This is a genomic window from Raoultella sp. (assembly GCF_039594335.1).
Taxonomy (GTDB): Bacteria; Pseudomonadota; Gammaproteobacteria; order Enterobacterales; family Enterobacteriaceae; genus Klebsiella.
Genome location: NZ_JBCNNS010000058.1, coordinates 15,059 through 27,660, shown reverse-complemented (window position 1 = coordinate 27,660; position 12,602 = coordinate 15,059). Strand labels below are relative to the sequence as shown.

At 55.8% G+C, this 12,602-nt stretch carries 10 protein-coding genes and 1 pseudogene; 3 read left to right on the top strand and 8 right to left on the bottom strand.

All coding sequences use genetic code 11. From position 1 onward, the window contains the following. Window positions 1-1,022, bottom strand: a 1,022-nt coding sequence (gene glyA, locus ACZAHD_RS12275) for a serine hydroxymethyltransferase (protein WP_462457018.1), incomplete at its 3' end; no start/stop codon positions are given. Window positions 1,023-1,345: 323 nt separating this feature from the next. Here glyA and hmpA point away from each other — a divergent pair. Next, window positions 1,346-2,536, top strand: coding sequence for an NO-inducible flavohemoprotein (gene hmpA / locus ACZAHD_RS12270; RefSeq protein ID WP_462457017.1), 1,191 nt, complete (start codon window positions 1,346-1,348; stop codon window positions 2,534-2,536). Window positions 2,537-2,583: 47 nt separating this feature from the next. Here hmpA and hutG read toward each other — a convergent pair whose 3' ends face one another. From hutG to hutU, 4 genes are read right to left on the bottom strand one after another with little or no spacing between them, the layout of a single operon-like run. Next, complete coding sequence (hutG, locus tag ACZAHD_RS12265; protein WP_462457016.1) at window positions 2,584-3,387, bottom strand: N-formylglutamate deformylase; 804 nt, start codon at window positions 3,385-3,387, stop codon at window positions 2,584-2,586. After that, window positions 3,380-4,588, bottom strand: coding sequence for an imidazolonepropionase (gene hutI, locus ACZAHD_RS12260; RefSeq protein WP_462457015.1), 1,209 nt, complete (start codon window positions 4,586-4,588; stop codon window positions 3,380-3,382). Before hutI ends, hutG begins: the two co-directional genes overlap by 8 nt. An 11-nt stretch (window positions 4,589-4,599) precedes the next feature. Continuing rightward, window positions 4,600-5,994 (bottom strand): purine-cytosine permease family protein, encoded by a 1,395-nt coding sequence (locus ACZAHD_RS12255; RefSeq protein ID WP_462457014.1) that lies wholly within the window; start codon window positions 5,992-5,994, stop codon window positions 4,600-4,602. Between the two features lie 52 nt (window positions 5,995-6,046). Further along, the gene (gene hutU, locus ACZAHD_RS12250; protein ID WP_462457013.1) at window positions 6,047-7,723 is read right to left on the bottom strand and encodes a urocanate hydratase; all 1,677 of its coding nucleotides are present in this window, start codon (window positions 7,721-7,723) and stop codon (window positions 6,047-6,049) included. 507 nt (window positions 7,724-8,230) lie between these two features. On the opposite strand from hutU, the pseudogene ACZAHD_RS12245 reads away from it, so the two are divergent. Next, window positions 8,231-9,352, top strand: a pseudogene (locus tag ACZAHD_RS12245) (aromatic amino acid lyase). Window positions 9,353-9,385: 33 nt separating this feature from the next. Here the strand turns inward: ACZAHD_RS12245 and ACZAHD_RS12240 are convergent. Together ACZAHD_RS12240 and hutC are read right to left on the bottom strand one after the other, a co-directional pair. Continuing rightward, window positions 9,386-9,943, bottom strand: coding sequence for a HutD/Ves family protein (locus ACZAHD_RS12240; protein ID WP_462457012.1), 558 nt, complete (start codon window positions 9,941-9,943; stop codon window positions 9,386-9,388). Beyond that, window positions 9,940-10,701 carry a histidine utilization repressor gene (gene hutC / locus ACZAHD_RS12235; protein ID WP_462457011.1) on the bottom strand — a complete coding sequence of 254 codons (762 nt, stop codon included), beginning with the start codon at window positions 10,699-10,701 and terminating at the stop codon, window positions 9,940-9,942. Before hutC ends, ACZAHD_RS12240 begins: the two co-directional genes overlap by 4 nt. Before the next feature lie 108 nt (window positions 10,702-10,809). On the opposite strand from hutC, the gene ACZAHD_RS12230 reads away from it, so the two are divergent. Further along, window positions 10,810-12,177, top strand: a complete 1,368-nt coding sequence (locus ACZAHD_RS12230) for a formimidoylglutamate deiminase (RefSeq protein WP_462457010.1) — start codon at window positions 10,810-10,812, stop codon at window positions 12,175-12,177. A 68-nt stretch (window positions 12,178-12,245) separates the two neighbouring features. Here ACZAHD_RS12230 and glnB read toward each other — a convergent pair whose 3' ends face one another. Then, entirely contained in the window at window positions 12,246-12,584 is a 339-nt protein-coding gene (gene glnB, locus ACZAHD_RS12225) for a nitrogen regulatory protein P-II (protein WP_041146740.1), read from the bottom strand. Window positions 12,585-12,602: the final 18 nt, after the last annotated feature.

The following is a 12,602-nucleotide window of genomic DNA, read 5'->3' as shown; positions in this document are numbered from 1 at the left end:
TTAGCACGGCCCAGCGCAGCGTCAGCTTCTTTACCTGTCAGGTTTTTATCCACCAGATCCAGCAGGAACAGGTGGTTTTCCGTCCCGCCGGACACCACTTTGTAGCCACGGTTCAGGAATACTTCCACCATCGCTTTGGCGTTTTTCGCAACCTGCTGCTGGTAAACTTTGAACTCTGGCTCCATTGCCTCTTTCAGCGCCACCGCTTTACCCGCGATAACGTGCATCAGCGGGCCGCCCTGAGCGCTAGGGAATACAGCAGAGTTCAGTTTTTTGTACAGCTCTTCGCTACCGCCTTTCGCCAGGATCAAGCCACCACGCGGACCTGCCAGGGTTTTGTGGGTAGTGGTAGTCACAACGTGAGCATGCGGAACCGGGTTCGGATAAACACCTGCGGCAATCAGGCCAGCAACGTGGGCCATATCAACGAACAGGTATGCGCCGATGCTGTCAGCGATTTCACGCATTTTCGCCCAGTCAACGATACCGGAGTAAGCGGAGAAACCACCGATAATCATTTTCGGTTTGTGTTCCTGAGCCTGCTTCGCCATATCTGCATAGTCGATTTTACCCGACTCATCGATGCCGTAAGGAATGATGTTGTACAGTTTGCCTGAGAAGTTAACCGGGGAGCCGTGAGTCAGGTGACCGCCTTGCGCCAGGTTCATGCCCAGCACGGTATCGCCCGGTTGCAGCAGAGCGGTATAGACCGCGAAGTTAGCCTGGGAGCCGGAGTGCGGCTGCACGTTAGCATAGTCAGCGCCGAACAGCTCTTTTGCACGGTCAATCGCCAGTTGTTCAACGATATCAACATATTCGCAACCGCCGTAGTAGCGCTTGCCCGGATAACCTTCGGCATATTTATTGGTCAGCTGAGAACCCTGTGCCTGCATAACACGCGGACTGGTGTAGTTTTCGGAGGCGATCAGTTCGATGTGCTCTTCCTGACGTACTTTTTCCTGCTCCATAGCCTGCCACAGTTCGGCATCATAATCGGCAATGTTCATTTCACGCTTTAACATCCGCATCTCCTGCTCAGCTAACAATAAAATACAGCTCTAAAAGGGGGCCTTTTTGGGCGACGGCCCTCAGTATAACCGAATCGTTCTGTGATAACAGGTCTTGACAAAGGATTTTACGCAAACGATTGGCTCCTCATTGCACAAGGCTTTGAGCAATAACGGCTCAACGATTTTCAATGGATTTCTTTTCAGGTTTGTGATGCGAATTGTTCATGTTGTTACCGCTACGGGGAAAAGCGTTAATGAACCATTTACAATGCAGGGTTATTTTTATAAGATGCATATAAAATACATCATTTAAATGACATTGTAAGGAAGCTGCTATGCTCGACGCCCAAACCATCGCAACGGTTAAAGCCACAATTCCCCTGCTCGTCGAAACAGGTCCTGAGCTGACCGCCCATTTTTACGATCGCATGTTTGCCCATAACCCGGAGCTCAAAGAGATCTTCAACATGAGCAACCAGCGTAACGGCGACCAGCGTGAAGCGCTGTTTAATGCCATTGCTGCTTACGCCAGCAATATCGACAATCTGCCTGCCCTGCTACCTGCCGTGGAGAAAATCGCGCAGAAACACACCAGCTTCCAGATCAAACCAGAGCAGTACAATATTGTCGGCAGCCATCTGCTGGCAACGCTCGACGAAATGTTCAGTCCGGGCCAGGAAGTGCTTGACGCATGGGGCAAAGCCTACGGCGTGTTGGCCAATGTCTTTATTAATCGTGAATCTGAAATCTACCAGGCTAACGCCAGCAAAACCGGCGGTTGGGAAGGTACGCGAGCGTTTCGCATTATGAAGAAAACCCCGCGTAGCGCCCTGATTACCAGCTTCGACCTGGAACCGGTAGATGGCCAGCCGGTGGCGGATTATCAGCCGGGCCAGTATCTGACGATGTGGTTAAAACCGCAGGGGTTTGAATATCAGGAAATTCGCCAGTATTCGTTGACGCGCAAGCCAAACGGCAAAGGCTACCGGATTGCGGTTAAACGCGAAAACGGCGGCCAGGTATCAAACTGGCTGCACAACGCGGCGCGGGAAGGGGATATCGTGCATCTGGCTGCACCGGCAGGTGACTTCTTCCTCGCCGTTGAGCCAGAAACGCCAGTTACACTGATTTCCGGCGGCGTCGGCCAGACGCCGATGCTGGCAATGCTGGACACGCTGGCAAAAACGCAGCACCCGGCCCAGGTGAACTGGTTCCACGCGGCGGAAAATGGCGATGTTCATGCGTTTGCCGACGAGGTTACAACGCTCGGCGCCAGCCTGCCAAAATTCACCTCCCATATCTGGTATCGCACGCCAACCGAAGCAGACCGCCAGGCGGAACGCTTTAACCGCGAAGGTCTGATGATGTTAGCGGATCTGGCTGACACGCTGCGCGCCCCGCCGATGCAGTTCTATCTGTGCGGCCCGGTCGCCTTTATGCAACATGCGGCGAAACAGCTGGTGGCGCTGGGCGTCAATAGCGACAACATTCACTACGAATGTTTTGGCCCACATAAGGTGATATAACCCTTCCTCCCGATCGGTCATGCCGATCGGGAGGAGTTCAGCCATGTTCAGGGGGCGCCATACTGCTCTCGTCCCCACTGCAACGCGGTATTAATCAACCGCTCCAGCAGTTGTTGCGCCTGCTGCCCTTTCTCCGGAAGATAGGCAAAGCTCTCTTCATCCATATAGCTGCACTGGGCCATTTCCAGTTGGACCGCGTGAATATGGTTCGCGGGATCGCCATAGTGGCGGGTGATATATCCACCTTTAAAGCGGCCATTGAGTATCCGGCTATACTGCGGGAACGCTTCGCAGCTTGCCAGCAGTGCCTGGCTGAGCTGCGTCGAACAGCTGACGCCATCCGCCGTACCGAAGTTCAGATCCGGCAGGCGCCCTTCGAACAAGCGCGGCACCATGGATTTGATCGAGTGTGCATCCCACAACAGCGCATAGCCAAATGTCTCACGCAGGCGCGCCAGTTCAACGGCCAGCGCCTGGTGATAAGGCTGCCAGACGTGTTTGAGTATCGCATCCTTCGCCGCCGCGTCAGGCGCGCCGCCCGGCACGAACAGGGCTTCGCCATCAAAAAAGATATCGGTAAACAGCCCGGTCGTCGCCGTGCTGTAAAGCGGTTTATCATCCGCCGGGCGATTGATATCCACCACATAGCGGGAATAGCGGGCGCATAACGTACTGACCCCCATGTCCGCGATGGTCTGATAGAGCAAGGGAATATGCCAGTCGGTGTCTTCCAGACGCTTCGCCCTCGGCGTGAGCCCTTGGTCAACTTCGGGAGTTAATAACGTTCCCGGATGGGGCATACTGACCAACAGCGGCAGGTTCCCCTGCCGGAAATCAAACGCCTTAATCACAATAAACCTCCTTACCTTGATAAATCACCTGTTTCGAAAGTGAGCCCCCCAGCCAGTAGCTCAGCTCCGCCGGATGAGCAATATCCCATGCCACAAAGCTGGCCTCCTTTCCGGCTTCCAGAGATCCGCAAATGGCATCCAGCCCCAGCGCCTTCGCACCGTTAAGCGTCACCCCAGCCAACGCCTCTTCCGGCGTCATGCAAAACAGCGTACAGGCCATATTCATCATCAGGCGCAGGGATAACACCGGCGAGGTGCCGGGATTTAAATCGCTGGCGAGGGCAATCGGCACCCGGTACTGGCGCAGTAGCTCCAGCGGCGGTAGCTGTTTCTCACGCAGGAAGTAATAGGCGCCCGGCAGCAGCACCGCCACCGTCCCATGGCGAGCCATCACGGCGATATCTTCTTCGCACAAATATTCCAGATGATCCGCCGACAGCGCATGGTAGCGAGCGGCCAACGCAGCCCCATGCTGTAGCGTCAACTGCTCAGCATGGATCTTCACTGGCAGTCCCAACTGCCGGGCCTTCCGAAATACCCGCTCCACTTGCGAGGGTGAAAACGCCAGGTGTTCGCAGAACGCATCCACCGCATCCACCAATCCTTCCTGATGCAGCTCCGGCAGCAGTCGTTCGCAAATATAGTCAATCCAGGCATCTGCCCGGTCCTGATACTCGACGGGCACCGCATGGGCCGCCAGGCAGGTACTGCGCACGGTAAGCGGCAATGTGTCGCCAGCCTGACGGATCACCCGCAGCATTTTACGTTCGTTAGCCAGATCCAGACCGTAACCGGATTTGATTTCCAGCGCCGTTACGCCGTCCCGGCACAGCGCCCCGATACGCTGCCTCGCACTCTCCAGCAACTGGCTTTCGCTGGCCTGTCGCGTGGCGTTGACCGTGCTGGCGATACCGCCGCCGCCGGCAGCTATCTCCGCATAGCTCGCCCCGTTGAGACGCATTTCAAATTCCCGGGCCCGGTCGCCGCCAAATACTGCGTGGCTATGACAATCCACCAGTCCCGGCGTGACCACCCGGCCTTGTAAATCCACCCGCTGCGCAACAGGCAAGTCCGGCACTGCCTCTCGGTTGCCGACCCATAACAACACGGCACCGTCGGTCAGCATCGCGCCATCGTCAAGCAACTGATAATGCCCAGCGACCATTGTGGCGATCCGGCAGTGGTGCCAAAGGGTATACATAGCGTTCTCCTTTAACGACTGATGGCGGCGCCAGCCGCCGCTGCGGACTGAACTTTGCGCAGGACATAGTAGAGCGCGGCTGGAAGCGCCAGCCCGATGAGCCAGGAGATATCGATACCGCCCAGCATCTTCACGAACGGGCCGGAATAGAATCCACTATCAATAAACGGCGTCTGTACCGCCACTCCGACGAGATAAACCCCGATCCCCGTCACATTCCACGCCCGGTATTTCCCGTTCGGATCGTTCAGCGCCTCCATGTCTATCGCCTGGTGGTTAAAGAAATAGTAATCCACCAGGTTAATCGCGCTCCACGGAGTAAAGAAAGTCAACAGGAATAGCAGGAAGGATTTAAACGCCGACAGGAAAGAGTGTTGCCCCATAATCGCGATAGCGGTCGCCAGGGTAATAATCACCGCCAGCACCAGCAGACGCGCTGACTGGCTCACGCGCACTCGCTGCTTCCCGCAGCTGTACACCGTCGCCAGGCACATCAGGCTACCGTAGGCATTCAGGGTATTAATAGTCAGTTTACCAAACGCGATGCTCAGATATAACAGCGTGGCAATCGCACCGGTGCCGCCCAGGCCGACGATATAGTCCACTTCATGACCGACCAGCTTTCCCTGGGAGAGAGCGGCAGCCAGCACCCCGACGGTCATGGCGATTTGCGCGCCAATCACTGAACCGCTCCCTACGGCGAAAAAAACCTTCCCAGGAGAGGTACTACGCGGCAGATAACGGGAATAATCGGCAACATAGGGGCCAAAAGTGATCTGCCAGGAAGCGGCAAGGCCGGTGGCGGTTAAAAATGTACTCCAGCTAAAGGGCCGGACACTCAGCAGGTCGCCGATAGCCGGAAAGGAACTGATTTTCCACAGCAAGTAGATAAACGCGATAATCCCCACCAGGCTCGCCAGCTTACCCAACAGGTGGATCAAACGATAGCCGACATAAGCGATAACCAGCGTGGCGGCGGCAAAAAGCAGAATACCACTGGTTTCCGAGGTATGGAAAACCGCCGAGATCGCCTGGCCGGACAGCACTGCCCCGGTGGCGATAAAGCCAAGGTACATCAGGCAGACCAGCAGAATCGGCAGGCAGGCACCGTAGACGCCGAACTGTACCCGGCTACTGATCATCTGTGGTATCCCCAGTTGCGGCCCTTGCGCGGCATGCAATGCCATCACAATCCCGCCGGCAATCTGGCCCAGCATCAGACCGGCCAGCGACCAGAAAACATCCCCGCCGAATACAATCGTTAATGCGCCGGTGACCATGGCGGTGATTTGCAGGTTAGCCCCCAGCCACAGAGTGAACTGGCTAAAAATGCTACCGTGGCGTTCACCGTCGGGAATGGGCTCAATAGAACGTGTTTCGATGTATGTTGTGTTGTTGTTATTCATGGCAGCACTCCGATAAGGGCGAAGGGATACATGGCCCCCTTCGCCGGAGAAATTAATCCGCAATCATTGGCAGGTTGAGTCCTAGCTCTCTGGCGCATTCAATCGCGATGTCATAACCCGCATCCGCATGGCGCATCACACCGGTGGCCGGGTCGTTGTTCAGCACCCGGGCAATGCGTTCCGCTGCTTCATCGCTGCCGTCGCAGACGATCACCACGCCGGAATGCTGGGAGAAGCCCATCCCTACGCCGCCGCCATGGTGCAGGGAAACCCAGGTCGCTCCACTGGCGGTGTTCAACAGCGCGTTTAGCAACGGCCAGTCCGACACCGCGTCGGAGCCGTCCTGCATCGCTTCGGTTTCTCGGTTGGGGCTGGCAACGGAGCCAGAGTCAAGATGATCGCGGCCGATCACTATCGGCGCCGACAACTCGCCGCTGCGGACCATTTCGTTAAACGCCAGGCCCAGGCGCGCGCGCTGTCCCAGGCCGACCCAGCAGATCCTGGCCGGCAGCCCCTGGAAGCTGATGCGCTCTCTGGCCATATCCAGCCAGTGGTGGAGGTGTTCGTCATCGGGTATCAGCGCTTTAACTTTCGCGTCGGTACGGTAGATATCCTGCGGATCGCCGGAAAGCGCCGCCCAGCGGAAGGGACCAATCCCACGGCAGAACAGCGGACGAATATAGGCGGGAACAAAACCGGGGAAGTCAAAAGCGTTTTCCACCCCCATCTCTTTCGCCATCTGGCGGATGTTGTTGCCGTAATCGAAGGTGGGAATGCCCTGCTGCTGGAAGGCGAGCATGGCTCTAACGTGTTCGGCCATTGAAGCTTTGGCCGCGTTGATCGTCTCTACCGGGTGGGACTGCGCGCGAGCGCGGTACTCTTCCCAGCTCATGCCCAGCGGCAGATAACCGTTGAGGGGATCGTGTGCGCTGGTCTGGTCGGTCACCATGTCCGGGCGCACGCCGCGTCTTACCAGCTCCGGTAAAATGTCCGCCGCGTTGCCATGCAGCGCGATGGATACCGCTTCTCCTTTTGCAGTATAGCGGGCGATGCGGGACAGGGCGTCATCCAGATCGCTGGCCTGCTCATCGACATAACGGGTACGCAGACGGAAGTCGATACGCGACTGCTGGCATTCAATATTCAGCGAACACGCCCCCGCCAGGGTTGCGGCCAGCGGCTGAGCGCCCCCCATTCCCCCCAGGCCCGCTGTCAGCACCCAGCGTCCACGCAGGCTACCGTTATAGTGCTGGCGCCCGGCTTCAACAAACGTTTCGTAAGTGCCCTGCACAATGCCCTGGCTGCCGATGTAGATCCATGAGCCGGCTGTCATTTGCCCGTACATCACCAGACCTTTTGCGTCAAGCTCGTTGAAGTGCTCCCAGTTTGCCCAGTGCGGCACGAGATTCGAGTTGGCGATCAGTACCCGCGGGGCGTTGTTGTGGGTTTTGAAAACCCCCACCGGTTTGCCGGACTGGATCAACAGCGTTTCATCATCATTGAGTTGCTTCAAGGTCTCAACGATCTTGTCGTAGCACTCCCAGTTACGGGCTGCCCGGCCAATACCGCCGTACACCACCAGCTCTTTTGGATTTTCGGCTACATCGGGATCCAGGTTGTTCATCAGCATGCGCAGAGGCGCCTCTGTGAACCAACTTTTTGCGTTCAGTTTGGTGCCTCGCGGGGCTCTGATTTCAACATCGCGAAAACGGGTTGCTTGGTTACTCATGCGCTTTACCTTCTTATCCGTTACCAGTTGAATGTTACCTGTCCGTTAAATTTGTGACTCACATCTTAATTGTATATACATGATAAGCATATAGGATGCCAGGTTAGAAATTAATTTATAAAGACAAATAAATTCAATTAATTAAGATAAAAAAAGGAAAACACACTGCGTACTATCTCGATGAACTGACCATGATAATGGGCCATAACAGTGCAAAAAAACAGCTTGATGCTTTATTTTTGTGCACTAAAACATCACAAAAAAATAACACCAATATATTTTCTACCTCGTCATTACTGCTCATCTCGCTATAGACGGCAGTACCAGAAAACACAAAAACAAAATAACCATTTGTTTTTAAAATGAATAAATAATCATTTTATTGCACACGCCCCTGGTAATGGCATAAGCCTGTTCAGTTGTACATACAAGATAATACATAGCGACATTTTGCGCATAACTCCCCTGCAAACGGGAACACAGAACACAACAATCAGAGGTGTGAAGATGATTACCTTCCAGAAGGTAACTAAGCACTACGGCAACGGTTCGGTCGTAGTAGACGGCCTTAGCCTGGTAGTGCCGGGAGGTAAAATTACGGTATTTGTCGGCCCTTCCGGCTGTGGAAAAACCACCTCATTGCGGATGATCAACCGCTTAGTGGAAGCGTTATCGGGCCGAATCCAGCTTAACAGTGGAGCCACCGAGCAAATGGATGTCGTGCAACTGCGCCGCCATATTGGCTATGTCATTTAAAATGCGGGTTTATTTCCCCACAAAAACATTATCGATAATATTGTCGTCACCGCGATTCTCAACGGCACTGCCCAAAGTAAAGCCAGAGCCGGGGAATTACTGGAAATCGTCGGTCTGGAACCACAAATCGCCAAACGCTTTCCCTGGCAGCTTTCGGGAGGCCAGCAGCAGCGCGTGGGCGTCGCCCGCCCCCTGGCAGCAGACCCGGAGTTTATGTTGATGGACGAACCGTTCCGCGCGGTCGACCCGGTGGTTCGCGAACAGCTGCAGGAAGAGTTTTTGCGTATTCAGAAAGAGCTGAGCAAAACCATCATTATGGTCACTCACGATATTGATGAAGCCATGAAACTCGACGACCGGGTCGCGGTACTCAAACCCGGCTGCCACGACCACGGCGCTGGCTCTGGCTCTGGATGCGCTGGCTATTGCCATTGTCCAGTTGAGTATCGCTTCTCAGGCGCGTTGTGACTGCATCACCAATGCTCATCTCAGCGGGCTGCCGGCCTTCCTTGTCTTGCCGGATTCAGGGTATTCCGGGATGATGATCCCAACTTACGTTGCCGCTGCGCTGGCGGGCGATAACCGCAGTCTGGCTGGCCTGGCCAGTCTCCACACGGTATCCACCTGCGCCGGTCAGGAAGATCATGCCAGCAGGGGGTCGCCGCTCGTAAAGCGCTTAAGGCGGTGGAGAACGCCGTGGATATCGTCGCCATTGAGTTGCTGTGCGCCTGCCAGACGCTGGAGAAAGTGCGTCATGCGGTGCCCTTCCAGGATAAAGATACGCTGCTCTACCCGGATATCCATGCGCTACGCGCCCTGATTAATCAGGGCGAACTCAGCGCGATGCTGCTGGCATTGTGCGAAGAGGAGTAACAATGTACGCCGCAGAAACCGTCTACGGCGTAGTTATAGGGAAATCAGAGTAATGCGGGCTACGCGTGCGTCCGGAGTGTCCTGGATAACCAGCGTCACCGCTTCATCCACTAGCAGACTGTCGTAATGTTCCAGTAAATAGTGCTGGTCGCCAGCGTTCACCCGCAATGCGGGCCCGGCATTAAACAACATCCGCAGTCCACCCTGATGCAACCACGTTCCCGCTCCGCACCAGCTCACCGTAGCCCGGAGGGCGGCTTCCCGGTAAATCACATTAAAATCCAGCAGCGGCCCGCCGACAATCTCACAGGCTACGCCGCTCGCGCCGTTAAATCCCAGCGCCTGGAAAGGCGCAATCAATGCGCTGCGCTGCCCATCGATCGTCAGGTACATCCCCTCGCCTTCCAGCACGCTGATATTGCGCAGGTAGTCGGGAAAAGCGGAAAACGGGCCAGGCTGGCGAATAGTCGCCAGGGAAATACGCCAGTCGTATTCTCCCACCTCCGGATAGCGGGCCACTTCGCGCGTCACGCCCTGGCCGTTTTTCCAGGGCATTTCCGTATACAGGCGGGCGGGGAGCAGACGAATCATTTGCGCATGCTCCCTTCCAGACGGTAACGCGGGCCGGGGTAGACCAGACGCACACTGGTGACGATTTTCTTCTCCTGACGGCCGGTCCAGGTCCGACGATTGACCAGCAGACAAGGCGTATGTTCATCGATTTCCAGGTAAACACACTCGGCCCGGCTGACGTTGACCGCTTCAATAACGTGCTCGCCTTCAACAATCGGCGCAATCGAGGAGAGATAAGCGTTAGGTGTGATACGGGTAAAATCCTGCTGCAGGTAGTCAGGCACCACCTGCATATTCACCAGTCGGTCTTCCAGCATCACCGGTACGCCATTTTCATAGTGGCAAATCAGCGAATGGTACAGACCGCAACCCTGCTGCATGCCAAAACTGAACGCCTGCTGAGCATCAGCTTCAATTTCCGTTAGTCTGAAGACTCTGGCATGATGGCGATGGCCACGACTGGCGATCTCGTCGGCGATATTGTTAATTTCCAGCAGCGCCGACTGGCCGCGAATTTCGGCGACAAAAGTCCCGATCCCCTGCATGCGTACCAGCAGCCCCTCCGCCGTCAGTTCCCGCAGCGCGCGGTTAATCGTCATCCGGCTATAGCCAAACAGACTGACTAGTTCGCTTTCAGAAGGAACACGGTAATTCACGGGCCATGCCCCGCTGTGGATCTTGGTTTTGATCATCGCCTTTACCCTTTCATAAAAGGGTGCTGGATGTTCAGGTAACTCATCCATGAAATCCGGATTTGACAGGTCACTGTGCGCCATTAACCATTCCTCATATGCTGACGTTGTCAGTTTACTCTATGACCTGTTAGATGTATATATATGCACATGTATATACATCTAACACTACGCTGAAAACAGGGTGATAATATGGCAGTCTGGTTGGCAGAAAAAGTGCTGTTGCCTGATGGCTGGGCAAGTAATGTCGGCATAACCGTGTCCGAAGAAGGCATCATTACCGCGCTGGAAAAGAACGCGGTGCCGAATCCGCAGGCGACGCGCATCCAAGGGGTCGTCGTGCCGGGCATGCCGAACCTGCACTCTCATGCCTTCCAGCGGGCGATGGCCGGGTTAACGGAGGTCGCAGGAAACCCCTCAGATAGTTTCTGGACCTGGCGGGATCTGATGTACAGACTGGTAGATAAAATTACACCAGAACAGCTGGAAACCATCGCCAGCTATCTGTACATCGAAATGCTCAAAGCCGGATACACCTCGGTCGCCGAGTTCCACTACCTGCATCACAGCAGCAACGGCGCGCCTTATGAGGAGCGGACGGAATTAGCGCTGCGTATCGCCAGCGCGGCCAGACAGACCGGCATCGGCCTGACGCTGCTGCCCGTCCTTTACAGTTACGCCGGTTTTGGCGCACAGTCACCTTCCCTCGGTCAGCGCCGCTTTATCAACGACAGCGACAGCTACCTGACCATGTACGAGTCGCTCACCGCGCGGCTGTCCGGTGAGCCAATGCAACGTACCGGCCTGTGCTTCCATTCATTGCGTGCCGTTACGCCGGAGCAGATCGGCACCATTCTGGCCTGCCATCCTGGCCAGCAGCCGATTCATATTCATATCGCTGAACAGCAAAAAGAGGTGGATGACTGCCTGGCATGGTCCGGTGAGCGCCCGGTGGAATGGCTGTACAATCATCTGCCGGTGGATGAGCACTGGTGCCTGGTCCACGCCACCCATCTGACGCCTCAGGAAACGATAAAGATCGCCGCCTCCGGCGCGGTGGCTGGCCTATGCCTGACCACCGAAGCCAATCTCGGCGACGGCGTGTTCCCAGGCCCACACTATCTGGAGCATAACGGTGTCTGGGGGATCGGTTCGGACAGCCACATCAGTGTCAGCGTCAGTGAGGATTTACGCTGGTTTGAATACGGGCAACGCCTGGTCGCCCAGCGCCGCAACCGGCTTATCGTTCCGGGCGAACCTCACGTCGGCAACGTCCTGTATCAAGGGGCGCTCCGCGGCGGTGCCAGAGCGCTGGGCCAGAACATCGGCGAGCTAAGCGTCGGGTATCGGGCCGATCTTCTGGTACTGGATGGCCAGGATCCGTTCATCGCCAGCTCAGAAGACCGGATGCTGCTCAACCGCTGGATCTTTGCCTGCTCGTCAAATCCTGTTCGCGCGGTGATGACCGGCGGACGCTGGGTGATTGAGGATGGGCATCACAGCAAAGAGGAGCCCATCACTCAGGCGTTTATTCAGGTGATGAAACAACTGGCGGCCTGAGGCAAAACAAGCCGCTTCACCGACGGTGAAGCGGCTTTGTCTCTGAACGGGCGGGACGAGCGAAGGAGTTAAATTGCCTCGTCGTCTTCTTCCCCGGTACGAATACGAATCACGCGGGCGACGTCAAAGACGAAGATTTTACCGTCGCCGATTTTACCGGTCTGCGCCGTGCGGATAATAGTATCCACGCAGGTATCAACGATATCGTCAGTGACCACAATTTCGATTTTCACTTTCGGCAGAAAATCCACCATGTACTCTGCACCGCGGTACAGCTCGGTGTGGCCTTTCTGACGGCCAAAGCCCTTCACTTCCGTAACCGTCATCCCGGTGATGCCAACTTCGGCCAGCGCTTCGCGCACATCATCAAGTTTGAAAGGTTTAATAATCGCATCAATCTTTTTCATGGTGTTCCTGTCTTTGTC

Bases quoted from the DNA above. Each gene is read 5' to 3' on its own strand.
- hmpA (WP_462457017.1), top strand. From the start codon at position 1,346: ATGCTCGACGCCCAAACCATCGCAACGGTTAAAGCCACAATTCCCCTG.
- hutI (WP_462457015.1), bottom strand. From the start codon at position 4,588: ATGTATACCCTTTGGCACCACTGCCGGATCGCCACAATGGTCGCTGGG.
- ACZAHD_RS12255 (WP_462457014.1), bottom strand. From the start codon at position 5,994: ATGAATAACAACAACACAACATACATCGAAACACGTTCTATTGAGCCC.
- hutU (WP_462457013.1), bottom strand. From the start codon at position 7,723: ATGAGTAACCAAGCAACCCGTTTTCGCGATGTTGAAATCAGAGCCCCG.
- ACZAHD_RS12240 (WP_462457012.1), bottom strand. From the start codon at position 9,943: ATGATTCGTCTGCTCCCCGCCCGCCTGTATACGGAAATGCCCTGGAAA.
- hutC (WP_462457011.1), bottom strand. From the start codon at position 10,701: ATGGCGCACAGTGACCTGTCAAATCCGGATTTCATGGATGAGTTACCT.
- ACZAHD_RS12230 (WP_462457010.1), top strand. From the start codon at position 10,810: ATGGCAGTCTGGTTGGCAGAAAAAGTGCTGTTGCCTGATGGCTGGGCA.
- glnB (WP_041146740.1), bottom strand. From the start codon at position 12,584: ATGAAAAAGATTGATGCGATTATTAAACCTTTCAAACTTGATGATGTG.